Source organism: Geodermatophilus sp. SYSU D01036 (assembly GCF_054050435.1).
This window is the reverse complement of sequence record NZ_JBJGZJ010000001.1, coordinates 289,854-314,696: the sequence shown is the minus strand read 5'-3', so window position 1 is coordinate 314,696 and position 24,843 is coordinate 289,854. Positions and strand designations below refer to the sequence as shown.

Annotated in this window: 22 protein-coding genes; 9 read left to right on the top strand and 13 right to left on the bottom strand. The window is 74.5% G+C overall.

Annotated features, from left to right (window positions below; all coding sequences use genetic code 11):
• The gene (locus ACI8AR_RS01690; RefSeq protein WP_457049428.1) at window positions 1-1,464 is read right to left on the bottom strand and encodes a sigma 54-interacting transcriptional regulator; all 1,464 of its coding nucleotides are present in this window, start codon (window positions 1,462-1,464) and stop codon (window positions 1-3) included.
• A gap of 85 nt (window positions 1,465-1,549) precedes the next feature.
• Here ACI8AR_RS01690 and ilvA point away from each other — a divergent pair, with 85 nt between their 5' ends.
• The 4 genes from ilvA to ACI8AR_RS01670 all read left to right on the top strand — a co-directional run bounded on the left by ilvA (window position 1,550) and on the right by ACI8AR_RS01670 (window position 6,886).
• Window positions 1,550-2,764, top strand: a complete 1,215-nt coding sequence (gene ilvA, locus ACI8AR_RS01685; protein WP_457049427.1) for a threonine ammonia-lyase — start codon at window positions 1,550-1,552, stop codon at window positions 2,762-2,764.
• A 147-nt stretch (window positions 2,765-2,911) separates the two neighbouring features.
• Window positions 2,912-3,931 (top strand): ATP-binding cassette domain-containing protein, encoded by a 1,020-nt coding sequence (locus tag ACI8AR_RS01680; protein WP_457049426.1) that lies wholly within the window; start codon window positions 2,912-2,914, stop codon window positions 3,929-3,931.
• Complete coding sequence (locus ACI8AR_RS01675) at window positions 3,928-4,737, top strand: ABC transporter permease (RefSeq protein ID WP_387987883.1); 810 nt, start codon at window positions 3,928-3,930, stop codon at window positions 4,735-4,737. The genes ACI8AR_RS01680 and ACI8AR_RS01675 overlap by 4 nt, the downstream gene beginning before the upstream one ends.
• A 91-nt stretch (window positions 4,738-4,828) precedes the next feature.
• On the top strand, window positions 4,829-6,886 hold the full coding sequence (locus tag ACI8AR_RS01670) for a M3 family metallopeptidase (protein ID WP_457049425.1): 2,058 nt from the start codon (window positions 4,829-4,831) through the stop codon (window positions 6,884-6,886).
• A 77-nt stretch (window positions 6,887-6,963) separates the two neighbouring features.
• On the opposite strand, the gene ACI8AR_RS01665 is transcribed toward ACI8AR_RS01670, so the two are convergent.
• Window positions 6,964-7,284, bottom strand: a complete 321-nt coding sequence (locus ACI8AR_RS01665; RefSeq protein ID WP_457044950.1) for an RNHCP domain-containing protein — start codon at window positions 7,282-7,284, stop codon at window positions 6,964-6,966.
• 20 nt (window positions 7,285-7,304) lie between these two features.
• Window positions 7,305-7,805 carry a transcription elongation factor GreA gene (gene greA, locus ACI8AR_RS01660; protein WP_110907602.1) on the bottom strand — a complete coding sequence of 167 codons (501 nt, stop codon included), beginning with the start codon at window positions 7,803-7,805 and terminating at the stop codon, window positions 7,305-7,307.
• A gap of 217 nt (window positions 7,806-8,022) precedes the next feature.
• On the opposite strand from greA, the gene mca reads away from it, so the two are divergent.
• Together mca and ACI8AR_RS01650 are read left to right on the top strand one after the other, a co-directional pair.
• The gene (gene mca / locus ACI8AR_RS01655) at window positions 8,023-8,910 is read left to right on the top strand and encodes a mycothiol conjugate amidase Mca (protein ID WP_457049424.1); all 888 of its coding nucleotides are present in this window, start codon (window positions 8,023-8,025) and stop codon (window positions 8,908-8,910) included.
• Window positions 8,907-9,269: a hypothetical protein gene (locus tag ACI8AR_RS01650; RefSeq protein ID WP_457049423.1), complete on the top strand. Its 363-nt coding sequence runs from the start codon at window positions 8,907-8,909 to the stop codon at window positions 9,267-9,269. Before mca ends, ACI8AR_RS01650 begins: the two co-directional genes overlap by 4 nt.
• A gap of 55 nt (window positions 9,270-9,324) precedes the next feature.
• On the opposite strand, the gene ACI8AR_RS01645 is transcribed toward ACI8AR_RS01650, so the two are convergent.
• Window positions 9,325-9,879, bottom strand: a complete 555-nt coding sequence (locus ACI8AR_RS01645) for an AMIN-like domain-containing (lipo)protein (RefSeq protein ID WP_457049422.1) — start codon at window positions 9,877-9,879, stop codon at window positions 9,325-9,327.
• Between the two features lie 288 nt (window positions 9,880-10,167).
• Between ACI8AR_RS01645 and ACI8AR_RS01640 the strand changes: the two genes are divergently transcribed.
• From ACI8AR_RS01640 to ACI8AR_RS01630, 3 genes are all read left to right on the top strand, one after another.
• On the top strand, window positions 10,168-10,776 hold the full coding sequence (locus ACI8AR_RS01640; RefSeq protein ID WP_457049421.1) for a TetR/AcrR family transcriptional regulator: 609 nt from the start codon (window positions 10,168-10,170) through the stop codon (window positions 10,774-10,776).
• A gap of 206 nt (window positions 10,777-10,982) precedes the next feature.
• On the top strand, window positions 10,983-11,393 hold the full coding sequence (locus ACI8AR_RS01635; RefSeq protein ID WP_457049420.1) for a response regulator: 411 nt from the start codon (window positions 10,983-10,985) through the stop codon (window positions 11,391-11,393).
• A 50-nt stretch (window positions 11,394-11,443) separates the two neighbouring features.
• Window positions 11,444-12,457, top strand: coding sequence for a glycoside hydrolase family 6 protein (locus ACI8AR_RS01630; protein WP_457049419.1), 1,014 nt, complete (start codon window positions 11,444-11,446; stop codon window positions 12,455-12,457).
• A gap of 73 nt (window positions 12,458-12,530) precedes the next feature.
• Here the strand turns inward: ACI8AR_RS01630 and ACI8AR_RS01625 are convergent, their stop codons facing one another.
• The 9 genes from ACI8AR_RS01625 to ACI8AR_RS01585 all read right to left on the bottom strand — a co-directional run bounded on the left by ACI8AR_RS01625 (window position 12,531) and on the right by ACI8AR_RS01585 (window position 24,815).
• Window positions 12,531-14,672: a GAF domain-containing protein gene (locus tag ACI8AR_RS01625; protein WP_457049418.1), complete on the bottom strand. Its 2,142-nt coding sequence runs from the start codon at window positions 14,670-14,672 to the stop codon at window positions 12,531-12,533.
• A 150-nt stretch (window positions 14,673-14,822) separates the two neighbouring features.
• A complete protein-coding gene (locus ACI8AR_RS01620; RefSeq protein WP_457049417.1) occupies window positions 14,823-15,527 on the bottom strand; it encodes a response regulator in 705 nt (234 codons plus the stop codon).
• Window positions 15,524-17,449, bottom strand: a complete 1,926-nt coding sequence (locus tag ACI8AR_RS01615) for a PAS domain S-box protein (protein WP_457049416.1) — start codon at window positions 17,447-17,449, stop codon at window positions 15,524-15,526. The genes ACI8AR_RS01620 and ACI8AR_RS01615 overlap by 4 nt, the downstream gene beginning before the upstream one ends.
• A complete protein-coding gene (locus ACI8AR_RS01610) occupies window positions 17,446-17,895 on the bottom strand; it encodes a hypothetical protein (RefSeq protein ID WP_456936906.1) in 450 nt (149 codons plus the stop codon). The genes ACI8AR_RS01615 and ACI8AR_RS01610 overlap by 4 nt, the downstream gene beginning before the upstream one ends.
• A gap of 205 nt (window positions 17,896-18,100) precedes the next feature.
• On the bottom strand, window positions 18,101-18,892 hold the full coding sequence (locus ACI8AR_RS01605) for a polyprenol monophosphomannose synthase (RefSeq protein WP_457049415.1): 792 nt from the start codon (window positions 18,890-18,892) through the stop codon (window positions 18,101-18,103).
• Window positions 18,849-20,039 (bottom strand): PAS domain S-box protein, encoded by a 1,191-nt coding sequence (locus ACI8AR_RS01600; RefSeq protein WP_457049414.1) that lies wholly within the window; start codon window positions 20,037-20,039, stop codon window positions 18,849-18,851. The genes ACI8AR_RS01605 and ACI8AR_RS01600 overlap by 44 nt, the downstream gene beginning before the upstream one ends.
• On the bottom strand, window positions 20,036-21,565 hold the full coding sequence (locus tag ACI8AR_RS01595; protein WP_457049413.1) for a hypothetical protein: 1,530 nt from the start codon (window positions 21,563-21,565) through the stop codon (window positions 20,036-20,038). The genes ACI8AR_RS01600 and ACI8AR_RS01595 overlap by 4 nt, the downstream gene beginning before the upstream one ends.
• Window positions 21,566-22,273: 708 nt before the next feature.
• Entirely contained in the window at window positions 22,274-23,803 is a 1,530-nt protein-coding gene (locus ACI8AR_RS01590; protein WP_457049412.1) for an ArnT family glycosyltransferase, read from the bottom strand.
• Between the two features lie 382 nt (window positions 23,804-24,185).
• Complete coding sequence (locus ACI8AR_RS01585; RefSeq protein WP_457049411.1) at window positions 24,186-24,815, bottom strand: GtrA family protein; 630 nt, start codon at window positions 24,813-24,815, stop codon at window positions 24,186-24,188.
• Window positions 24,816-24,843: the final 28 nt, after the last annotated feature.

Genomic DNA, 24,843 nt, shown 5'->3' with positions numbered 1-24,843 from the left:
TCAGGCCCCGTACACCGTGCGGGTGCCGTCGGTGTCCTTGGCCAGCCGGCGGGTGAGGTACAGCCCCTCGAGGGCGAACTCGACCGCCGCGGCCGCCTGCTCGGCGGACTCCTCGCCCTCCGGCACGCCCAGGCGGCCCAGCAGCTCGGCCAGCCGGGGGATGGTGCCCAGCTGGCCCAGCAGCGCCGCGCCCGGCACCAGCTCGCCGGACTCGACCGTCTCGCCGCCGGTGAAGTGCTCCTGCAGGCCGGTCAGGTCCAGCCCGCCGCAGCGGGCCCGGAAGGTCTGCGCGGTCGCCTGCCGCAGCAGGTGCTCCAGCACCTCCAGCTCCCGGTCGTCGTCGGGGTCGCTGCCGGCGTCGGCGAACTCGACCTTGCCGCGGCTGGCCGGGACGACGCCCGGCAGGTCGACCACCCGGGCCACCGGCCGGGTCTCCCCGGCGATCGCGGCCCGGCGGACGGCGGAGGCGGCGACGGTCTCCAGCCCGGCGATCGCGAACCGGGCGCTGACACCGGAGCGCTGGTCGACGTGGCTGGACTCGCGGACCAGCCGGGTGAACCGGGCGATGATCTCGACCAGGTGTGTCGGGACGACGGGGGCGTCGAACGCGTCGTGCCCGCTGGGGGCGCCCAGCCCGCTGGTGCGCGCCTCCTGCTCGAGCAGGCGGATCTCGTCGGCGAGCTCGAGCGGGTAGTGGGTGCGCACCTCGGCGCCGAAGCGGTCCTTGAGCGGGGTGATGATCCGCCCGCGGTTGGTGTAGTCCTCCGGGTTGGCGCTGGCCACGAGCAGCAGGTCCAGCGGCAGCCGCACGCGGTAGCCGCGGATCTGGATGTCGCGCTCCTCGAGCACGTTGAGCAGCGCGACCTGGATCCGCTCGGCGAGGTCGGGCAGCTCGTTGACGCTAAAGATGCCGCGGTTGGTGCGCGGGACCAGGCCGTAGTGGACCGTCTCCGGGTCGCCCAGGGTGCGGCCCTCGGCCACCTTGATCGGGTCGACGTCGCCGATGAGGTCGCCCACGCTGGTGTCGGGGGTGGCCAGCTTCTCCCCGAAGCGCTCGCTGCGGTGCAGCCAGCCGACCGGGGTGTCGTCGCCGTGCTCGGCGATCTGGCGGTGCGCCCACACGCTGATCGGGTGCAGCGGGTGCTCGTTGAGCTCGCTGCCGGCGAGGACCGGCGTCCACTCGTCGAGCAGGCCGACGAGGGTGCGGATGAGGCGGGTCTTGCCCTGGCCGCGCTCGCCCAGCAGGACGAGGTCGTGGCCGGCGATGAGGGCCCGCTCGACCTCGGGGACGACGGTGTCCTCGAAGCCGACGATGCCCGGGAGGGAGGGCTCGCCGGCGCCCAGGCGGGCGAGCAGGTTGGCGCGGATCTCGGCCTTGACGGGCCGGGCGGCGGCTCCGCTGGCACGGAGCTCGCCGAGGGTCGTGGGTGCGGGTGGGGTCTGCGCTGGGGCGACGTCCGTCACCTCAGCCACGGTACGACGACCAGGGAGGATGCGGGAGCGGCTGCGTCGGCCCGGACGCGATCGTCCGCCCTGCGAGGATCAGGGCATGGGAGCGGATCTGGTCACCGGAGCCGACGTCGTCGCCGCCGCCGAGCTGCTCGACGGGGTCGCCCGGCGCACGCCGCTGGAGCACTCGCGGGCGCTGGCCGAGCGGGTCGGCGGCCCGGTGCACCTCAAGTGCGAGAACCTGCAGCACACCGGCTCGTTCAAGTTCCGCGGCGCCTACGTGCGGCTGTCCCGGCTGGCCGCCGACGAGCGGGCCCGCGGGGTGGTCGCGGCCAGCGCCGGCAACCACGCGCAGGGGGTGGCGCTGGCCGCCCGGATGCTCGGCGTCCGGGCCACGGTGTTCATGCCCGAGTCCGCGCCGCTGCCGAAGGTGGCCGCCACCCGCGGCTACGGCGCCGACGCGCGGCTGGTCGGGGCCGACCTGACAGCGGCGCTCGCGGCCGCCGTCGAGCACGCCCAGGCGACCGGGGCGGTGTTCATCCACCCCTTCGACCACCCCGACGTCATCGCCGGGCAGGGGACGGTCGGGCTGGAGCTGCTCGAGCAGTGCCCCGAGGTCGCCACCGTCGTCGTCTGCACCGGCGGCGGCGGGCTGGTGTCCGGGGTGGCCGCCGCGGTGCGGGAGCGGCGGCCGGAGGCCCGGGTCGTGGCGGTGCAGGCGGCCGGGGCCGCCGCCTTCCCCGGCTCGCTGGCCGCCGGGCGGCCGGTGGCGCTGACCGGGGTCTCCACGATGGCCGACGGCATCGCCGTCGGCGCGCCCAGCGACCTCACCCTCGCGCACGTCCGCGACCTGGTCGACGACGTGCGCACGGTGGGGGAGGAGGACCTCTCCCGCGCGCTGCTGTTCTGCCTGGAGCGGGCCAAGCTGGTCGTCGAGCCGGCGGGGGTGGCCGCGGTCGCCGCCGTGATGGCCGAGCCCGAGGCGTTCCGGCCGCCGGTGGTCGCGGTCGTGTCCGGCGGCAACGTCGACCCGGTGCTGATGATGAAGGTCGTCCAGCACGGCATGGCCGCCGCCGGCCGGTACCTGCGGCTGCGGCTGGCGGTGCCCGACCGGCCGGGGTCGCTGGCCGCGGTGCTCGCCGTCCTCGCCGAGGCCGGCGCCAACGTGCTGGAGGTCGAGCACGAGCGGACCGCGACCCGCCTGGACCTCGGGCAGGTCGAGGTGTTCGTCGTCCTCGAGACCCGCGGCCCCGACCACGCGCGGACCGTCGTCGGGGCGATCGAGCAGGCCGGCTTCGCCGTCGCCGAGGCCTAGCGCTCACTTCTCCCGCGTCCGGCGGTCTGCCCTCCGGGACCGCCGGACGAGGAGAGGTGTCGTGGGAGTGGACAGCAGGCGTCGGACCGTTCGCCGGACGCGAAAAGCGTTCGGGAAGTGTCGGTGCTCACACCTAGTTTCCCTGTCATGAACGACGCGATCCTGGTCGAGGGACTGCAGAAGCGCTTCGGGTCGAACACGGCGCTGGCGGGGGTGGACCTCGCCGTTCCCGAGGGCACCGTGCTCGGGCTGCTCGGGCCCAACGGCGCGGGGAAGACGACCGTCGTCCGCATCCTGACCACGCTCCTGCTGCCCGACGGCGGGCGCGCGGAGGTGGCCGGCGTCGACGTCGTCCGCGAGCCGGACCGGGTGCGCTCGGTCATCGGGCTGACCGGGCAGTACGCCGCCGTCGACGAGTACCTGACCGGGTTCGAGAACCTGGAGATGGTCGGCCGGCTGTACCGGCTTGGGAAGCGGGAGTCGCGGGCCCGGGCGGGGGAGCTGCTCGAGCGGTTCGACCTCACCGACGCCGCGAACCGGCCCGCGAAGACCTACTCCGGCGGCATGCGCCGGCGGCTGGACATCGCCGCCTCGCTCATCGCCCGGCCGCGGGTGCTCTTCCTCGACGAGCCCACCACCGGCCTCGACCCGCGCAGCCGGCTGGCGATGTGGGAGTTCATCGCCGACCTCGCCGGCGGCGGCACGACGATCCTGCTCACCACCCAGTACCTGGAGGAGGCCGACCGGCTGGCCGACTCGATGGTGGTCATCGACCGCGGCCGGGCGATCGCGCGCGGCACGGCCGACGAGCTCAAGGCGCAGGTCGGCGGGCAGCGGCTGGAGTTCGCGGTCACCGACGCGGGCGCCCTGCCGGAGATGGTGGCGCGGCTGCGGCCGCTGGCGGTGGACGAGCCGCACGTCGACGAGCAGGCGCGCCGGCTGAGCATCCCGGTCACCGGCGGCGCGGAGGTCCTGGCCGACGCGCTGCGCCGGCTCGACGGCCACACCGCCGACATCTTCGACGTCGGGCTGCGCCGCCCCGACCTCGACGACGTGTTCCTGGCGCTGACCGGCCATGCCGCCGACGACAGGGCCGCCGAGAGCGCGGACGCCGGCGCCACCGACGAGACCCCGGCCGAGCCGGTCCCCACGGGAGGCGTGCGATGACCTCGCTGGCCGCGACGCTGTCCGACAGCGTCGTCATCACCAAGCGCAACCTGATCAAGGTCAAGCGGGTGCCCGACCTGATCGTGTTCGCGACGCTGTCGCCGATCATGTTCGTGGTGCTGTTCCGCTACGTGTTCGGCGGCGCGATCGGCGGGCTGCCGCCGGGCATCAGCTACGCGGAGTTCCTGCTGCCGGGGATCTTCGCGCAGACGGTCGTCTTCGGGTCGACCGTCACCGGCGCGAGCATCGCCGAGGACCTGCAGAAGGGGCTGATCGACCGGTTCCGGTCGCTGCCGATGTCCCGGTCCGCGGTGCTGGTCGGGCGCACCATCGCCGACTCCGGGCTCAACGTCATCTCGATCACGGTGATGGCGCTGACCGGCCTGGTGGTCGGCTGGCGGATCAACTCCTCCATCGGGGAGGCGGTGGGCGGGTTCCTGGTGCTGCTGGTGTTCGCCTACGCGATCTCGTGGCTGATGGCGGTGGTCGGGCTGCTGGTCCGCACGCCGGAGGTGGTCAACAACGCCAGCTTCATCGTGATCTTCCCGCTGACGTTCATCGCCAACACGTTCGTGCCGCTGGAGACCTTCCCGGCGGTGCTGCGCACCTTCGCCGAGTGGAACCCCGTCTCGTCGGTGACGCTGGCCGCCCGCGAGCTGTTCGGCAACGTGCCCGCCGGCTACCCGGTGCCCGACGCGTGGCCGCTGCAGAACCCGGTGCTCTACACGCTGATCTGGACGGCGGTCATCCTCGCGGTGTTCGTGCCGCTGTCGGTCCGCCTCTACCAGCGCACCGCCTCTCGCTGACGGCGACCGTCGTACCCAGGTGGCCCGGAACCGCACCGGTTCCGGGCCACCGGCGTACGCGGGTCTGCGCGGCGGCGCAGGATGGACGGCGATGAGCGCCGAGACCGCCCCCGCCGTGTCCAACCCGCTGTTCGCCGAGTCACCGCTGCCGTACGGGCTGCCGCCGTTCGCCGACATCACGCTCGAGCACTGCCGCGAGGCGGTGCTGGCCGGGATGGCCGAGCAGCGCGCCGAGATCGCCGCGATCACCGGGTCGGCCGAGCCGCCGACCTTCGCGAACACGATCGAGGCCCTCGAGCGCTCCGGCGCGCTGCTGCGCCGGGCCGAGGCGGTGTTCGGCAACCTGTCCTCGTCGCTGTCCACGCCGCGGCTGCGGGAGATCGAGCGGGAGCTCGCGCCGCTGGAGGCCGCGCACGCCGACGCGCTGCGGCTGGACCCGGCACTGTTCGCCCGCGTCGACGCCGTCCACACCGCCCGGCACTCCGCGGGCCTGGACCCCGAGGCGGTCCGGCTGGTGGAGCGGCACCACCTCGACCGGGTGCTGGCCGGCGCCCGGCTCGACGAGGCCGGCCGCGCCCGGCTGTCGGAGCTGAACCGGGAGCTGTCGGAGCTGTCCACGCAGTTCGGGCAGAACCTGCAGCTGGCCACCGAGGCCGCCGCCGTCCGGGTGGCCGACGCCGCCGCGCTCGACGGGCTGGGCGAGGAGGAGGTCGCCGCCGCGGCGCGCGCCGCCGCCGACCGCGGCCTCGACGGGTACGTGCTGCCGCTGCTGCTGCCCACCCGCCAGCCGGTGCTGGCCAAGCTGCGGGACCGGGAGCTGCGCCGCCGGGTGTTCGAGGCGTCGGTGACCCGCGCGTCGTCGGGCGAGCACGACAACGGGCCGGTCGCCGCGCGGATCGCCCGGCTGCGCGCGGAGCGGGCGCGGCTGCTCGGCTTCGCCACCCACGCCGACCTGGTGCTGGCCGACCAGACCGCCGGCAGCACCGCCGCCGTCGACGGGATGCTCACCTCGATGGTCGGGCCCTCGACGGCGAACGCGCGGGCCGAGGCCGAGGTGCTGGCCGAGGCCGCCGCCCGCGACGGGGTCGACGAGCTCGCGCCGTGGGACTGGGCGTTCTACAGCGAGCGGGTGCGCGCCGAGCGGTACTCGGTGGACACCGCGGCGCTGCGGTCGTGGTTCGAGCTGGACCGGGTGCTCGTCGACGGCGTCTTCCGGGCCGCGGAGCTGCTCTACGGCTTCCGGTTCAGTCCCCGCCCGGACCTCGCCGGCTACCACCCCGACGTCCGGGTGTGGGAGGTCAGCGGTCCCGACGGCGAGGCGGTCGGCCTCTACCTCGGCGACTTCTCCGCCCGCGAGGGCAAGCGCGGCGGCGCGTGGATGAGCTCATTCGTCACCCAGTCGCGCCTGCTGGGCACCCGGCCCGTCGTCGTCAACAACCTCAACGTGGCCCGCGCGCCCGAGGGGCGGCCGACGCTGCTCACCCTCGACGAGGTCGACACGCTCTTCCACGAGTTCGGCCACGCGCTGCACGGGCTGAGCTCCGCGGTGACCTACCCGCGCTTCGCGGGGACCGCGGTGCCGCGGGACTTCGTCGAGTTCCCGAGCCAGGTCAACGAGATGTGGGCGCTGTGGCCGGAGGTGCTCGCGCACTACGCGCGGCACGTGGAGACGGGGGAGCCGCTGCCGTCGTCCGCCGTCGAGGCGCTCGACGCCGCCCGGCTGTGGGGCGAGGGCTTCGCGACGCTGGAGTACCTCGCCGCGACGCTGCTGGACCAGGCCTGGCACCGGATCACCCCGGAGACCGAGGTCGGCGACCCGGCGGAGTTCGAGCGGCGGGCGCTGGAGGCGGCCGGCGTCGCCTCCGACCTGGTGCCGCCGCGCTACCGGACGACGTACTTCCAGCACGTCTTCGCCGGCGGCTACGCGGCGGGCTACTACTCCTACATCTGGTCGGAGGTCCTCGACGCCGACACCGTCGAGTGGTTCCGCGAGAACGGCGGCCTGCGGCGGGAGAACGGCGACGTCTTCCGCGAGCGGCTGCTGTCCCGCGGCGGGGCGGTGGACCCGCTGGAGGCCTTCCGCGCCGTCCGCGGCCGCGACGCCGACCCGGCGCCCCTGCTCCGCCGCCGAGGGCTGGCCCCGGCCTGACCCGTGATCATCGGCGGGTGGCTGTCCGACACGCCGGCGACCGCAGCCACCCGCCGATGATCACGGGCGGGAGCGGTTCACAACCAGGGGAGCGAGAGGACCAAGTCGAGGTCGTCGGGGGCGTCGCCGTCGCGGACGAGCCGGTTGGGCTGGCGGTGGCCGCACGCCGTGCAGCGGTGCACCACCTGCCAGCCCTTGCCGGACTTCTCGACCAGGCCGATCGGCTCCATCGGCTGCCGGCACCCGCTCGCGCGGTCGCCGGGCAGGTCGTCGACGTGCAGCGACCACAGGCACACCGGGCAGTGGTTGCGGTAGTGCCCGTCGGTGTTCGCGGGGACGTCGGCGGCGCAGTGCACGCAGACGAAGCCGGTGTTCTCCGCCCGCCGCGAGCGGGCCACGCGCACGGGGAGGGCCCGGGTCAGGGGACGAACGGCTCGACGGCGACGACCTCGACGGTGATGTCGCGGCCGTTGGGCGCCTGGTAGGTGACCGAGGTGCCCGGCTTCGCGCCGAGGATCGCCGAGCCCATCGCCGACTCCGGCGAGTAGACGGCGAGGTCGGTGGTGCCGGCGATCTCGCGGGAGCCGAGCAGGAACTTCTCGGTCTCGTCGTCGCCCTGGAAGCGGATGGTGATGACGGTGCCGAGCTCGGCGGTGGTGGCCGTCGTCGGCGGCTCGCCCACGCGCGCCTTCCGGAGCAGGTCGGTCAGCTGCCGGATCCGGCCCTCCTGCTTGCCCTGCTCCTCCTTGGCGGCGTGGTAGCCGCCGTTCTCCTTGAGGTCGCCCTCCTCCCGGCGGGCGTTGATCTCGGCGGCCATGGCGGGCCGGCCGGCCACCAACTGGTCGAGCTCGGCCTTCAGCCGGTCGTGGGCCTCCTGGGTCAGCCAGATGCCCTGCTCGTTCTCAGTGGGGGTGGTCACGCGGGGTACTCCTGCACAGCTCGGGGGCCGCCTCCCGGTCGGGATGCGGCGACGTCGATCCGGCCAAGCTAACACCGGCCGGGGGCCCGTGCAGGGACCGTCCGCTCCCTGTGGGGGGAGCGGACGGTACCGGAACGGACCGTGACAGGCACCACATCCAGCCCTCCGGGGGACCTGTCGGCGGCGTTCCGTCGGCGCGCCGGGGGACACTGGGGAGGTGACCGACGCCGACCCGATGCGCCTGCTCGCCGTCCACGCCCACCCCGACGACGAGTCGAGCAAGGGTGCCGCGACGATGGCCAAGTACGTCGCCGAGGGCGTCGAGGTGATGGTGGCGACCTGCACGGGCGGCGAGCGCGGCTCGGTGCTCAACCCGTCGCTGGACCGCCCGGAGATCTGGGAGCGGCTGCCGCAGCTGCGCGTCGAGGAGATGGCCCGGGCACGGGAGATCCTGGGCGTCGAGCAGGAGTTCCTCGGGTTCGTCGACTCCGGCCTGCCCGAGGGTGACCCGCTGCCGCCGCTGCCCGAGGGCTGCTTCGCGCTGGTGCCCACCGAGGAGGCGGCCGCGCCGCTGGTGGCGCTGATCCGCCGGTTCCGGCCGCAGGTCGTGCTCACCTACGACGAGCGCGGCGGCTACCCGCACCCCGACCACATCAAGACGCACGAGGTCTCGGTGCACGCCTTCGAGGCCGCCGGCGACCCGGAGCGCTACCCCGAGCTGGGCGAGCCCTGGCAGCCGAGCAAGCTCTACTACCACATGGGCTTCACGCTGACCCGGACGCGGGCGCTGCACGAGGCGATGCTCGAGACCGGCGCCGAGTCGCCCTACGCCGAGTGGCTGGCGAACTGGGACCCGGAGCGGGACACGAGCCACCGCGTCACCACCCGCGTCCCGTGCGCCGAGTACTTCCCGGTGCGCGACGCCGCCCTGATCGCGCACGCCACCCAGATCGACCCGAACGGCCGCTGGTTCGCCTGCCCGATGGACCTGCAGCAGCGGGTGTGGCCGACCGAGGACTACGAGCTGGCCCGCTCGCTGGTGGACTCGACGCTGCCGGAGGACGACCTGTTCGCCGGCATCCGCAGCGAGGTGCCGGTCCCGTGAGCGCCGGGCTGGTGAGCGGCGCGCTGGCCGGGGCGGTCCTGGCCGCCGAGGAGCAGTTGCCCGAGGACGTCGGCAAGTCCGGCCCGCTGGGGCTGTTCCTCACCCTCGTCCTGCTGCTCGCCGTCTTCCTGCTGGTCCGCTCGATGAACCGGCACCTCAAGCGGATCCCGCGCAGCTTCGAGCCGGAGGACGACCAGCCGCAGGTCGTCGTCCCCGACACCCCGGCGGAGCTGGTCGACCCGCCGCGCCGGCCCGGTCAGGACCTGCTCGACGACCTGCGCCGCGCTCCCCGCGCCATCGAGGGCCCCAAGCGGAGCGGCCCCGAACGCGACGAGCGGACGGACCCGCCGGCGCACTGACGCCGGCGGGCCTCCTGCCGGTCGGGCCGGGTGAGCCCCGGTGCGGCCGTGCTGCTCACCAGGTGTGCGCGACGTCGACGACGAGGCGCGAGCCGTCGCCGGGGCCGTCGAGGACCAGCACGCGGAACGGCAGGCGGGCGCGCACGCCCAGCCCGACGGTGCTGCTGCCCTCGAACGAGCCGGCGTAGGCCACCTGCCGGAAGGTGCGGTAGCCGCCGACGGCGACGGCCTCGGCGTCGGTGCGCGGGTCGTAGGTCGCCGCCCCGGTCCCGGTGTACCCGGGGGTGTGCACGACGACCTGCAGGTCGGCGGCCCCGCGCAGGGGCACGGGCCGGCCCGACCCGTCCTGCACGACCTGGGGCACGTACCGGACGTCGTAGCCGACGTCGGCGGCGTCGATCCCGTCGAGGTCGAGGACCAGCCGGTCGTAGCAGGCGTGCCGGCCGGTGCGGACGTCGTCGAGGGTGCCGCGGCCGCCGTCGGCCACGGTCTCCGGCAGGGAGCCCCACGCCGTGCTGCACGAGGCGGCGGAGGCGGAGGGGAGGGCGACGCCGAGGGCAGCCGTGGCGGCGGCCAGGACGACGGCGGCGCGGGTGCGGGTGGTGCTCATGGCGGGCTCCCGGGTCAGGGGGATGCGGACGAGGTGAGGATGCGCCGACGACCGCCCGCAGGCCACGGCCCGGATCGCCCACGCGCGTCGATCTGCGGCGCCTCGCGCTGTGCAGAAGTGACAGGAAACGGCCCTCCTGACGCGACACGAGGTGGCACATCGTCTTCCCGTGGTCCGGGCATGACGCTGCGTACGGGGAACCGGTGAGGGCCGGATCAGCGGCGTCGGCGCACGGCGCCCGCCCCGGCCTGCTTGTGTCCGGTGACCCGTTCCGCTACGCGTTGGCGTGTGGCGTCCCGGTCCGGTGGGTCCTCCCGCGGTCGGGGACGGCCCCGGGACGACAGCCTCGACTCGCGCATCCTGGAGCAGACGATCCGGCTGCTCGTCGCCCACGGCTACGCCGGCTTCACCCTCGACCAGCTCGCCGCCCGCAGCGGCGTCGCCAAGACCACGATCCTGCGCCGGTGGCCGTCGAAGGCGGCGGTGGCCGCCGCCGGGCTGGAGCGGCTGGCCCTGCACAGCGTGTCCGTGCCGGACACCGGGACCCTGCGCGGGGACCTGGAGGAGATGCTGCACGGGGCCGTCGACACGTTCGTGCGCGGCCGTGGACGGTTCGTGCCCCGGCTGATCCGCGAGTCGGGGCACCGCCCGGAGATAGCCGACCTGCTGGCCACCGTCATCCACACCCGCCGCCAGGCCTACCGGCGGATCCTGGCGCGGGCGCTGGCCCGCGGCGAGCTGTCGCCGGCCGTCGACCACGAGCTCTTTATCGACGTGCTCATCGGCCCGGTCTGGACGCGGCTGCTCATCACCCGCGACCCGGTCACCCGCGAGTACGTCGACCGCGTCGTGGACGCCGCCCTGACCGCCTTCACGCAGCCGACGCCCACGCAGTGACCGCGCCGGCCGGCGCCGGCCCCGAGGACGGGCAGCCTGGCGGGGGCTGCCACCGGGAGGCGACCGGTGTCGTGGTGGGCTGCCCGACCGGGCGGTCGACCCGGGAAATCATCCCGTCGTCCATTCCGGCGTCATGCAACTGACGGACGTGAAGATCGATCCGTCGTACGCTGATCGGTCCGCGCGGGAAATCTAACGTCCCTGGTGTGTCCATTCCACCGAACGGCCATTCCGCGGGCCTCCTGCGGATCGTCGTCGCGGACGACCACCCGCTGTCACTCGCTGCGCTGATCGATCTCATCGCGGAGGAGCCGTCCGTGCGGCTCGTCGGCGCTGCGCTGCGCGTGGACGACGCCATAACGCTGGCGCTGGCCCACTGCCCGGACGTCGTCCTGGTGGACGTGCACATGCCCGACGGTGGTGGTGAACGAGTCGCCTCCACCATTCGGGAAGTGCTTCCCGGCGTGCGGATCGTCGCATTGTCCGCACATCTGGAAGAGGAACGGATCCGCGGGATGCTCTCGGCCGGTGCGGACCGGTTCGAGCCCAAGGAAGCAGATTTCGCGTCACTCATGCGGGATCTCGTCCACGAACACCACCGCGGTCCCGCGAAGTGACCGCCAGCGGGGCCGGCGGTGCCTCGCCGAATCGACAGGAGTCCCCCGCGATGCACCTGCGCTCACCGCGGGCCACGGTCCGCGCTACCCGATGGAAGGTCGCCGCGCCCCTCGCGGCCGCGACGCTGGCCGTCTCCGCAGCGGCGTACGGCACGTCCTCGCCGGAGCCGGCGCCGTCCGGCACCTCGCTGCCGGAGCTGGCCTCGTCGCTGTACGTCGACCCGGACTCCCAGGCCGCGGTCTGGGCGCAGTCCCACCCGGACGATCCCGCGGCCCGGGAGGTCGAGGAACGGATCGCCAGCCAGCCGACGGGCAAGTGGTTCGGCGCGTGGAGCGGTGACATCACCACCGCCGTGGAGGACTACACCTCCGCCGCGGCCGACGCCGGCGAGGTGCCCGTCCTGATCGCCTACAACGTCCCCCACCGCGACTGCGGCGGCCACAGCGCCGGCGGACAGGGCGACGAGGGCGCGTACCGCCGCTGGGTGGACGGGTTCGACGCCGGACTCGGCGACCGCCCCGCGCTGGTGGTCCTCGAGCCGGACGCGCTGGCCCAGCTGGACACCTGCCTGAGTGACCAGCAGCAGGAGGACCGGCTGCGCCTGCTGTCCTACGCGGTGGAGAAGCTGCAGTCGGACGACGTCTGGGTGTACCTGGACGCCGGCCACTCGAACTGGGTCCCCGCGGACGTGATGGCCGAGCGGCTGGAGGCGGCCGGCATCGCCGACGCGCACGGGTTCGCCCTCAACGTGTCCAACTACAACGCCACGGACGACGAGGTCGCGTACGCGGACGAGCTCAACGGTGCCCTGGGGACCTCCAAGCCCTTCGTCGTCGACACCAGCCGCAACGGCAACGGCGCGAACGGTGAGTGGTGCAACCCCGGTGACCGGCAGATCGGCGAGGCACCCGGCGCCGAGGACGGGGGACAGCTGCGACTGTGGCTCAAGGCCCCGGGCGAGTCCGACGGGGACTGCGGGATCGGCGAGGGGACCGCGGCGGGCGAGTTCTCCCCGGAGCTCGCGATGAGCCTGCTCGAGGGAGCGGAGCCCGTCGAGCCGTGACGTCGGGCCGGGACCTCGCAGTCGCACCGCCGCGACCCGGCGCCGGGCGGGACCAGGACGACGTCCCGGCGGGTCAGCCCGGCCAGATCCCACCCCGCAGCGGCCCTGCGCCGGGTGGCGGGCCGGACGGGACGGTGACCCGCACCCGCGTCCCGGCGCCGAAGGAGCTGGTGATCTGCACCGTCCCGCCCATCGCGGCCGCGCGCTCGCGCATGGAGCGCAGCCCGAGGTGTCCCGGGTACTCGGCGTCGGGCTCGAAACCGACCCCGTCGTCGACCACCTCGAGGATCACGGTGGACCCGTCGGCGTGGAGCCGGACGCCGACGTGGGACGCGTGCCCGTGCCGGGCCGCGTTGTGCAGCGCCTCCTGCGCGATCCGGTACAGCGCGTGCTGCGCCTGGAGCGAGACCTCGGGCACGTCGTCGAGGACCGTCTCGACGACGAGCCCGTGCCGGGCGCGGACGGCGTCGGCCTCCTTGGTGAGTGCGGCGTGCAGTCCCTCCAGTTCCAGGGACTCGGGGCGCAGCTCGAAGATGAGTGCCCGCATCTCGGCGAGGGCCACGTCGGCCAGCTGCAGCACGTAGTCCGCCGGTCCGGAGATCTGTCCGGGGTCCCGGTCGAGCAGCTCGCGGATGGTGCGTGCCCCCAGCGCGATCCCGTAGAGCGCCTGCGACACCGAGTCGTGCAGTTCCCTGGCGAGGTGCTGCCGCTCGGCCAGCGACCCCCTCTCCCGGGCCGCGGCGAGCAGCAGGAGGTTGCCCACGATGGTCGCGGCGTCGCTGGCGACGACCCTGAGGAAGGCGACGTCGGGGTCGTCCGGCCGCTCGGCGAAGAAGCAGCAGAGCGCCCCGCGGGTCGCGACCGGTCCGATCAGCGGGAGGTACACCACGGTGGTCCAGGCCGCCTCGTCCAGGAGGTCGTGCACCGGGCGCAGCCGCTCGTCGCCGCGCAGTCGCGCCCTCGCGTCCTCGACGACCACCGGGGCGTGCCCGGTGATCGCCTCCATCGCGGGGTGCTCGCCTCCGCGGTACGCGGCGTCCAGCCCCAGCACCAGGGCTGTCGGCAGGCCGTGGCTGCCCACGGTCCGCAGCCTCTGGTCGCCGTCGAGGAGGTGGACGGAGCACGCCTCGGCGTCGGCGAACTCGACGACGCTGCGCGCCAGGTCGTCGAGCGTCCCCTGCAGCGGCCGCTCGGCCAGCATCGGCGTCACGGCCAGCTGCCTCAGGTGCTCGCGCATCCGGACCCGTTCCACCGCGACCGCGGCGTCGGCGGCGAACAACTGCACGGTCAGCACCTGCTCGTCGTCGAACGCCACCTGCCCGTGCCGGTTCACGAGCTCGACCACCCCGACGACCCGCTTCCGCACCAGGAGCGGGACGAGCAGCACGGACCCCGCGACGTCGTGTGCCGGGGGACCGCTGCCGGCCCGGGGCTCCGGGGACGGGTCGGCGACGACGCAGACGCGTCCGCTGCGCATCACCTCCGCCGCCATCGACGACACCGCGGACGAGGCCACCTCCTGCGCCGCATCCCCGTCCGGGCCGTCGGTGGCCCGCGGCACCAGCTCGCCGCCGGGGGAGGGCATCACGACCGTCGCGGCTGCCGCCCCCACCAGCCACCGGGCCAGCCGGGCGGTGCGCCGCAGCACCTCGTCGCTGGGGCCCGCCTCCAGGACGGCCTGGGTGATCTCGGCCAGCGCCCGGAGGAGGCGCTGTTCCAGCCGCCCGCGCTGCTGCAGCTTGTCCTCGAGCGACCTCTGCGCGGTGAGGTCCTGGACGACCAGGCAGAACCCCTCGAGGTGCCCGGCGTCGTCGGTCGACGCCGACAGCACCGTCCTGCCCCAGAACCGGGCCCCGTCCCCGCGTCGGAGCCACCCGACCCCCGTACAGCTGCCCCGGCGCGCCGCCTCGGCGAGGGCCCTGCCCGGTTCGCCCGACTCGGCGACCGCGGAGGGGTACAACCGCTCGATCGGCTCCCCGATGATCTCGTCGGCCCGGTGACCGAAGCTCTGCGCGGCCCCTTGGTTCCAGCTCGCCACCCGGCCCCGGGCGTCGACGGCCACGATCGCGCAGTCCGTCACCGAGTCCACCAGGCGGCGGAACAGCGACCCGTCCGCGGGGCGTGCTCCGTCGCCGTCCGCGGGGGCGGCCCAGGGCGAGGGCACCCCGAGGCGGCCGGTCTCGTGCCCCAGGGCACTCGACGCCTCGACGTTCACGGCAGCCACCACCCCTGGTGTCGATGCTCGCGTGAGGTGACCGGGGGAGGGGAGAGACCACGGGCTCGGGTCCGGGGAGCCTATCGCTACCGGTCGTTGCGTAGAAGGACCTCCGCCGTGGCCCGGTGCCGCGCCCGACCCGGGCCGGGGTCACCGCGGCTCCCCGGGGGACCGCGGCGTCGGCACGATCCCCGACTCGGTGGCCTTCGCGACCGCCTCGAGCATCGAGCGGGCGCCCAGCTTGAGCAGCACCTTGTGGACGTGGCTGCGCACCGTCGAGTACTCGATGCCCAGGTGGCGGGCGAGTGCGCGGTTGTCCATGCCCCTGGCCATCAGGGCGAGCACCTCGCGCTCGCGGGGGGTCAGACTCGCGCCGAGCCGGGTGTGCTGGGCCCGTTGGCGCGCGATGACACGTCGCCGGGTCAGCAGCTCGGCGAGCCGCTGGGCGGGGATGAGGATCTCGCCGTCGGCCGCCCGGTGGATGGCGCGGACGAGGTCGTCGCTGGGTGCGGACTTGAGCAGGTAGCCCGCCGCGCCGGCCTCGACCGCAGCGGTCACCGCGTCGTCGGACGAGTCGGCGCTGAGGAAGACGACGGCGGCGTGGGGGCGCAGCTCGCGGATCCTGGCTGCTGCCTGCGCGCCGCTGCCGTCGGGGAGCCGGAAGTCGACCAGGACGACGTCCGGCTCGGATCGCTGGACCGCGTCGACGGCCGCGGCGACGGTGGGGACCCAGCCGAGGACGTCCAGGTCGGGGTACTCCGCCAGCAGGGCGGCGAGGCTCTCGGCGACCACCTGGTGGTCCTCGACGAGCAGCACCCGGATCGGGGCGTCCGGCGGGCTCTCCGGGGCCGTCATGGTGCGTGCGTCTCCTCGTCCTGGCGCGCGCCGTGCAGGGCGTCGGCGGTGTGGGGGATCCAGAACTCGACCGTCGTCCCCCGGCCGGGGGCACTCTCGATCCGGCACCACCCACCCGCGATCTGTGCGCGTTCGGCCATGAGCGGCAGCCCCAGGTGCCCCGGTACGGACTCCGTGTCGGGCTGGTAGCCGACGCCGTCGTCGCTGATGGCGACGAGGCACCCGTCGTCCACGGTGGACAACCGGACGGTCACCGTGCGGGCGCGGGCGTGCCTGCGGATGTTGGTGAACGCCTCCTGGGCGATCCGGTACACGATGAGCTGCACGTCCGCGCTGGGCTCGAAGCGGAGCCGGTTCGTCACGGTGAAGGTGGTGCCGGTGTCGGAGCGCAGCTGTTCCAGGTGGCCGGTCAGGTTCGCGACCAGCCCCAGCTCGGTCGACGGCGGCTGCAGGTCGAACGTGAGGTGACGCAGCCGGCCGATGGCCTGCTGGACGGTCTCCTCGACCGCGGCGAGCAGGTCGCGCTCGGCGGGGGTGCTCAGCCGGCGCCGCAGTTGCTGCAACCGCAGCGAGGCCGCGGTGATCGCCTGCAACGGGTCGTCGTGGATGGCCGCGGCGATGCGCTTGCGCTCGTCCTCCTGAGCCCGTACCAGGTGGGTCAGCAGCAACTGGTGCTCGTGGTCGCTCTTGCGGAGCAGCTGGAAGCTGCGTTCGAGGGCCAGCTCGGAGCGGCGCTGCTCGGTCCGGTCACGGATCGTGGCGGCCACCAGGGACCGGTGTCCGTCGCGCAGCCGGCTGAAGACGACGTCGGCGGGGAACCCGGTGCCGTTGCTGCGGCGGCCGGTCAGCTCGACCCCCGGTTCGGTGCCCCGATCGGCCCGGGGCGGTGGCGGGCCGCTCCACCGGCGCACGTACGTCTCGACGGGACCGTCGAGGAGGAGCTCCAGCGGTCGCCCCAGCAGCTCGCCGAGCCCGTAGCCGAACAGCAGCTCGGCCTGCCCGTCGACGAGTTCGACCCGTCCCGCGGTGTCGACCGCGACGAGGGCGTCGGGGGCGGACTGCGGCACGTACCGGTGGTGGGTGTCGACCGCGTCGGGGGTGCCGAGGTCGCGCAGGAACACCGCCACGAGCGACTCGCCGCCGAGGTGCAGGGACCTCGTGGTGACGGCCACCGGGAACTCGGTCCCGTCGCCCCGGACACCGGCCAGCTCGGCCGCGGGGCCGGGGGCCTCGTCGGGCGGTGCGCTCCGCGCGTGGAACAGCCGGTCGGCGAGGGTCCCGTGGTACCTCGGGGGCAGCAGCGTGGTCGCGGGCTTCCCCATCAGCTCGCGCCTGACACGACCGAAGACCCGGTCCGTCCCCGCGTTGACGAGCCGTATCCGGTCGTCCGGCCCGACCAGCACGACGGCTGCGGGGACCGCGTCGACGAGGTCGTGGAAGGCCTCCTCGCTGTGCCGCAGCTCCGCGGCGGCGTGCCGGTGGTCCTCGCGGTCACGCAGCAGGGCCCGGGCGAACCGGGTGCCGAGGTCGACGGGCATGCTGAGCTGGCCACGGCCCGCGCGCTGCACCGCCTCGACGATCTCGGTGCCCGGCGTGCCCTTCAGCAGGTAGCCGGCGGCGCCGGCGGCGAGCACCTCGAGCACCAGCCCGTGGTCCTCGAAGGCGGAGAGCGCGAGCACGGCCGTGCCCGGCGACCTCGCCCGGACCTCGCGTGCGGTGTCCGGACCGGTGCCGCCGGGCATGCGCATGTCCACCAGCACCACGTCGGGGCGCAGCTCGGCCGCCTGCCGCACCGTGTCGGCGTGGTCGCCGGCGACGCCGAGCAGCACGATGCCGGGGTGGCTGACGAGGGTGTCGGCCAGCGCGTCGCGCATCGCCGTGTCGTCGTCGGCCACCAGGAGCCGGACGACGGCGGCGCTCATCCGGTGCCTCCCGTCTCGGTCGGGGCCGGTTCGAGCCGCGCCTCCCGCGGCGCCGGGACGAGGTCGGCGGTGTCCGGCGCGAGCCAGCCGAGCGCGACCGCCATGGGCTCGACCAGCACCCGGTAGGACCCGCCGCTGATGCGGTGCTCGGCGGCGAGCGCGCCGGCGGCGTCCCACGCCGCCGCCCAGAAGGCCCAGTCGGTCCGGTCGTGCGACAGGGCCACGCTCATCGCCCGCTCGCGGGCCACCATGGCGGCGTTGTGGACCAGGGGACGGTCCTCCGGCGGCATCGCGCGCTGGATCGCCGCCCAGGCGGTCGCCCGCGCCTCCGCCGGTGTCCGCCGCCATGCCCTGGCGACGGCATCGACGTCGTCGGGACCGAGGTCAGGGATCTGTACGAGGAACCCGAGCAGCTTCTGCGAACCGGGTCCGAAGATGTCGATCATCTCTGGCCCTCTGTCCCGTGCGTGAGGCCGTCTGTGCTCCTGAACGGGCTGGCCGTCATCCTCCGGCCGGCCGGCCACCGCGGGCATCCCGCAGGACTCGGAGCTGCACCGGGCACTTGCGAGGGGAGCCGGCGACCCACCCACGGGGGAGGTCGCACGAGCCGAGAGGGGGACGCCTCCGGCGGACCCGGCGCGGGTCCGGCGGTCACCGCCGTGACGCCGCCAGGGCCCCGGCCCCCGGGGTGGCCTGCACCGGGCGTCCGCCGGTGGCCGGGCGGTGCAGGACGCGGTGTCCGACTCCCCAGACGGTCACCCGCCACAGCGCCTCGCGGACGATCGCGCCGCTCATCTTGCTGGCGCCGCGCTCCCGCTCGACGAAGGTGATGGGGACCTCGACGACGCGCAGCCCCCGCTCGACCGCCCGGCGGGCCAGGTCGATCTGGAAGCAGTAGCCCTGTGACGCGACGGTGTCGAGGTCGAGCTGCTCCAGCGCGCCGGCGCGGATCGCCCGGTACCCGCTCGTCGCGTCCCGGATCGGGAGCCCCAGCGCCAGCCGGGCGTAGGCGGTGCCGCCCCGGGACAGCAGCCGGCGCGTCGCCGGCCAGTTGCGGACCGCACCCCCGGGCACCCACCGGGAGCCCAGCACCAGGTCGGCCCGGGTCAGCGCGGCGAGCAGCCGGGGCAGTTCCTCCGGCTGGTGGGACCCGTCCGCGTCGATCTCGACCAGCACGTCGTAGCCCCGGTCCAGACCCTGGCGGAACCCGGCGAGGTAGGCCCTGCCGAGCCCCTGCTTGGCCGGCCGGTGCAGCACCGACACGTGGTGGTCCCCGGCGGAGAGTCCGTCGGCGATCCGCCCGGTCCCGTCGGGGCTGTCGTCGTCGACCACGAGGACGTCCGCTCCGGGCACGGCCGCGCGCAGCCGACCGACCACGGATGCGATGTTGGCTGCCTCGTCATAGGTCGGCACGACGACCAGCACCGCTCCGACGTCGCCCACCGACTCGACTGCACGATCTGCGTTCACGGTTCGCCTCTGGACGGGTGTTGTGCGGTTCCGCCCGGTCGGTCGCCTCGTCGATCCGGGGGATCCAGAACTCGACGGAGGCGCCGGCACCGGGCGTCCTCTCGATCCGGCACCAGCCGCCGGCGATCTCGACGCGCTCGTGCAGGAGGGTCAGGCCGAGCGGTACGGGGTCCGACCCGGCGGTGTCGGCGGGGTCCCCGACGCCGTCGTCGGCCACGATGGCCAGGACGCCGTCACTGACCTCGTGCAGCCGGACGTGCACGGTGCTGACCCGGGCGTACCTGCGCACGTCGGTCAGCGCCTCCTGCGTGAGCCGGTACGCCAGCGCCCGGGTCTCGACGGGCAGGCCCTCGCTCAGGCCGTGGTCGAGACCGACGGTGGCGCCGGTGTCGGCGCGCAGCTGCTGCAGGCAATGCCGCACGGCGGCGAGTGACCCACCCCGCTCCGGTCCGGGTCGCCGCAGGTCGCACACGAGGTGGTGCAGCCGTCCGACGGCCAGCTGCATGCTCTCCTCCAGGCGGGTCAGCAGCCTGCGGTCGCCGGGGTCGCTGAGGCGCCGCCGAAGCTGCTGCAGGCGCAGCGAGGCCACGGCGATCGCCAGGATGGAGTGGTCGCGGACGTCGGCCGCGATCCGTCTCCGCTCCTCGTCCTGGGCGCGCACGAGGTGGGTCAGCAGCGTCACGCGCGCCCGTTCGGTCGCGTGCAGCCACCGCACGCTGTCGTCCACCACCCCCAGCGTGCGCTCCAGCTGCGAGTCGTTCCAGAAGGACAACGCCAGCCCGTTGCCCGGGTCGCGGCCGAGGGGGGTGATGGTGAGTTCCACCGGGACCTCGGTGCCGTCCCGGCGGCGCGCGGACACCTGCAGGCTCGTCGTCACCCGCGTGGCGCGGCACCGCTCCAGGTGCTGCGCGACCTCGGCCCGGAAGCGGTCGGGCACCAGGACGCCGACCGGGCCGCCGACCACCTCGCCCGGCGGGTACCCGAACAGCTGCTCGACGCCCGGGTTGACCCGACCGACCCGGTCCTCGGTGTCGACGATCAGGAGGGCGGCCCTGTCCCGATCGAGGGCCCGCCCCGGCACCGGGTCGCCCGAGGGGGCCACCCGGCCGCCGACGGTCATCCCTGCCCGCCCTCGGACGGGGCGGCCGGCTCCTGCGGCGCGCCCTCGGGTGGGGTGCCGCCCTCCGGCGGGGCGGCCGGCTCCGGCGGGGCGCCCTCCGGCGGGGTGGCCCCCTCCGGCGGGGTGCCGCCCTCCGGCGGGGCGGTGCCCTCCGGTGGCTGGTCGCCCTGGGGCGTGTCCGCCGTCTCGGCGAGCTCCGCCGGCAGCGTGTACTCCGCCCGCTCGGGGACGTCGCCCACCGGGCCGGTCGGCGCGCTCACCTCGAACTCCACGGTGGTCTGGCCTCCGCTGTCGCGCCCGATCAGCGTGAAGGACAGCGTGCCCTGGTCGCCCCCGTCGACCTGGAAGCTGCCGGCCGGGCCCGCCTCGCCGCGGTCGTTGACCCGGAACGCGGTGACCAGCTCGCCCTCGCTGTTCTCGGTGCGGCCCAGGTAGACCAGCACGACCTCCTCCGGGCCGAACCCCTCGGCGAAGAAGCTGAACGTCGTACCGGGGGAACCGCCGTACGTGCTGGGCCCCGCGCTGGGGGTGTAGGGCAGGATCTCGAAGCCGGATCGGGTCGTCGCCCTGCTCAGCTCCCCGATCATCACGAGGCTGTTCGAGCCCGACAGCCCGTACGGGACCTCGAACCCGACCCCGCCGAAGCTGCCCTGGCTGTCGGCCTGCGCGGTCATCAGCGGCGCCCCGCTGGACGCGTTGACGTAGACCAGCACCCGCTCCTCGGGTGCGAAACCCTCCCCGGACAGCGTCAGCACCTGCTTGGCCTTCACCGCGTACGGCGTCGCGGCCGAGGTCGGGTACAGGCCGTTGAGGAAGAAACCCGCGGTGGCCGTGGTGCCGCTCTCCTCGCCGACCAGCACCAGGGTGTTCTCGCCCACCGTCCCGGTGCCGACCCGCACCGGTGCCTCCTCGACGCCCCCGCCCTCGCCCGCCGTCAGGGTCGCCGAGGGCTCACCGGACACCCGGCCCCAGAACACGTCGATCGTCTCGTTGGGCGCGAACCCGCGCGCCGTCACCGAGATGACGTCGCCCGGCTGCCCGGTCTCCTCGCTGAGGCTGACCGATCCGGTGCCGGCGGTGGCGACCGCCTCGGCCCGTGCGGTCTTGTCACTGTTGCGCTGCTGGGCCGTCACCACCACGTTGCCCGTCGCCAGCTGCTCGGGCAGCGTGACCTCGGCGGTGAACCCCCCGTTCTCGTCGGTCTCCGCGGACCCGACCGCCTCGCCCGCGGGAGGCTGGTCCGCCGCGGCGTCCGCGGGGCTCACCGCCAGGTCCACCGTCGCCCCGGGGTCGAAGCCGGCGCCGTCGACCGCGATCGCCGCACCCGGCTGGGCCACCGCCGGGTTCAGCGTGAGCAGGGAACCCGCAGGTGCGATCTGCTGACCGTCGATGACCACCGGCTCGGGCGGGGGTTCCGCCGCGGCCTCCGCGCCCCCGTTCCCCGCGCCGGGCTCGGACTCGCCACCGGAGCTCCCGATGACACCGCGGCCGACCCACACCGCCACCGCGAGCACCGCCACGACCACCGCCAGGGTCCGCCACCGGAGGGGAGGCAGGAGCGTGCGCCACGTCGCGCGCCGGGACGGGGTGTCGGTCGGGGCGGAGGTGTCCGCGTGCCGGGCACCCGTGGAGGGCGGACCCTCGGCGTCCGGGGCGTCGGGCGGACGCCCCCGCCACCGGACGGGCGGCAGGAACGCGCGCCACGCGGCGCGCCGGGACGGGGTGTCGGGCGGGGCGGGGGTGTCCGCGTGCCGGGCACCCGTCGAGGGCGTGCCCTCGGCGTCCGGGGCACCGGGCGGACCCGCGGGGACCGGCGGCTCGGCAGTCCCCGTGGCCGGTCCTCGGACGTCGCCGGAGGCGGGCGCGGCCCACGTCCCAGCGGAGCCGCCCGTCGCGGCGCGCGGGACGTCCGAGTCGTCCGGGAGCACGCCCGTCCCGCCGGTCGCGGACTCCGACGGGTGCGGGCTGCGGCTGACCGGGACGTCGGGTCGGGGGTCCCCGGGTGCCGGGCGCGCCTCTCCCCGGGCGGACGGTCCCGCGCCGGCCGGGCGCAGGACCGGATCGTCCGGGACGCCGGTGCGAGTGGCCGCAGGCTCCTGCTCCTCGGCCGCCCGGCGCGGCTTGGGACGCAGCAGCCGCGCGGCCGACCGGTTCGTCGCGACCTTGTCCGGGGCCTCGGTGGAGTCGCTCATCTCGCTGGTACCTCCCGGCCGTGGGGACGGGCGGGGACGTCGTCACCCGACGCGGTGCACGAACAGGGCGACGTCGCCCTGCTCGACCTGCCACACCTGCTCGGAGTGGCTGTCCAACGCGTCGAGGATCCAGTCCTCGCGCCCGTCACCGTTGTTGCGGTCCATCGCGACGCGCATCTTGTTGGACATCACGATGTAGTCGATCTCCTGCCAGTCCTGACCGAAGAGCTCGTCGCGCACCTCGGGGTCGGCCGACGCCTTCCAGTGCGAGTGCGCGAACTCGTATCCGGCCTCGCGCAGCGAGATCCACATGTCGTCGTCGATGATCAGCTTGGCGTCCTTCGGCACGTTGTCCTCGATCCACGCCAGCTGCTCCTCCTGCATCTCGGTCAGGTTCAGCCGGTACATGTCGTGGGCCTGCAGCTGGCCCAGGTCGCCGTGCACGACGAGGTAGCCGCCGATCGGCGAGAGCAGCGCCGCGGCCGCGGCCACCAGCACCGCCCTCCTCGCCACCACCGGGACACGGCGCACCAGCGGGCCGGTGACCAGGCCGATGTTGAGCGCCAGCAGCGGGATCAACGGCAGGACGTAGAACTCCAGCAGGACGCTGCCGCGGGCGAGGTAGACCCCGTAGCTCAGCACCAGGAGGGCCGCGACCAGCTGGCTCTGGTTGCGCTGCGAGTCCCGCAGTCCCCGGACCAGCAGGACGACGGTGGCGGCGCCCCCCGCGACCAGCAGGAACACGTCCTTGGGCAGCCAGAAGTCGTTCATCATCTGCCAGAAGACGCTGTCGCCGCTGATCGCCGTCCCCTGGGTGCGGTTGAGCTGCCACCACACCGTGTACAGCAGCGACACCCGGTCGGCGGGTGGGTTCTCCAGGTCGAAGTTGAGGCCCGTCGGGAACAACTCCTGCTTGAGGAGTGCGTACATGAGATAGAAGGTGACCGGCGTCCCTGCGGCCAGGAAGAAGAAGCCCCTGGCGAACCGGTGGTTCAGCCGGCCACGGATCCGCCGGTACAGCAGGAAGACGAGGACCGGGCCGAAGAAGATGGCGTTCTCCTTCGTCGTCACGGCGATCCCGAAGGCGAGTCCCGCGACGAGGCAGGGGGTGATGCGGTCGTCGGTCCTGCTGAGCAGGTAGAGGCTCAGCAGGAGCCAGAAGACCATGAGGTTGTCCAGCAGCACCTGCCGCTGGTAGAAGATCGCCAACGGCGACAGGTTGAACAGCGCCGTCGCCACCACCGCGGTGGTCGTGCTCCCCGAGAAGCGTCGCGCGATCTCGAACAGGAAGAACGCCGACGCCGTGTGCACCAGCACCATCAACACCCGGCCGGTGTCGACGGGATGACCGAACAGGTCGAACTGCCCGGGCAGGATCCCGACCCACGCAGCCAGCGTCAGCCACCCACCGGGCGCGTGGTCGTAGAAGTAGGTGTACGGGGACAGCGTCGCCTCCCGCAGCACCGCCCACGCCTGCTGGAGGTAGATCCCCTCGTCGGTCAGGTACAGCGGGTAGCGGAACAGGTTGTAGCCGTGGGAGAGAGCGCCCGCCGCGAGCAGGGCGAGCAACACCCGGTTGTCCCGCGGCTCCGCCCCGGCCCCCGGGTCCTGCGCACCGGCAGCCGTCCCCCTCGGCCGGGCGACCCGCTGCCCACCGGCCGGGTCCGACGCAGCCTCCCCGGTCCGCGGACGCACGGGCGTCGCGACCGGGGACTCGGGGGTGTCGGGAACGGTCTGCGTCATCGCCAGCTCCAGCCCCCTCTCGGCGAGGCCCCACCGGGGGCGACCGTCCCGTGGATCGTCCGTTGCGGGATCCACCGCCGGCATCCCGCGAGAATCCGTCCCGCCCCCAGCACTTCGGGGGTCCGCCGGCTCACCCGAAGGGTGGCCACCCGCCGGGTACTCGCGGCCGTGCGACCGCCCCGGCCCGCCGTGCCGGCTCCCGCGGACGCGCTCACGGCGTCGGGGTCAGGCGCGGGACCGCTGCGCCCGCGGTGGGGACCGGCTGCGCGGTGTCCGTGACGGCGTCGTCGCGCAGAGGTCCGCCGACGGCGAGCGGTCGCCGGTCACCGTGCTCCACCGGTGCGGTCCCGGCACCCCCGGGCCCGTCGTCGACCCCGGCGAGGCCGGCCGGCACGCCTCCGCGCGTCGACGTGCCGGTGTCGCGCCACACCCACAGCGTGCTCGCACCGAAGTTGAGCCCGGCGGCCACCGCGATCCCGGCCAGGTCGGCCGGCAGGTGGTGCACCCCGGCCCCGACCAGTGACCACACCACCGCGACGTTCAGCAGGATCGTGGTCAGGGAGCTCAGGCCGTACCGGCCGAACCGGGCCAGCGACACCCGGCGCCACCCGAAGGTCCAGCGGTTGTTGACCAGGTAGTTGTGGACGACCGCCGTGGCGACGGCCACCGGCGAGGCGACCAGCAGCGGCAGGTCCGCCGCCGCGTAGAGCACCTGCAGCACCAGCACGTTGACGACGACGCCGCCCGTGCCCACCACGGCGAAGCGCAACGCCCTGACGGGCGTCGACACCCGCGGGGTGCGCCCGGTGACCGGAGCAGTGCTCCACGACGACTCTGCCATCCGCCCGTCGGTCCCTTCATCCACCGGC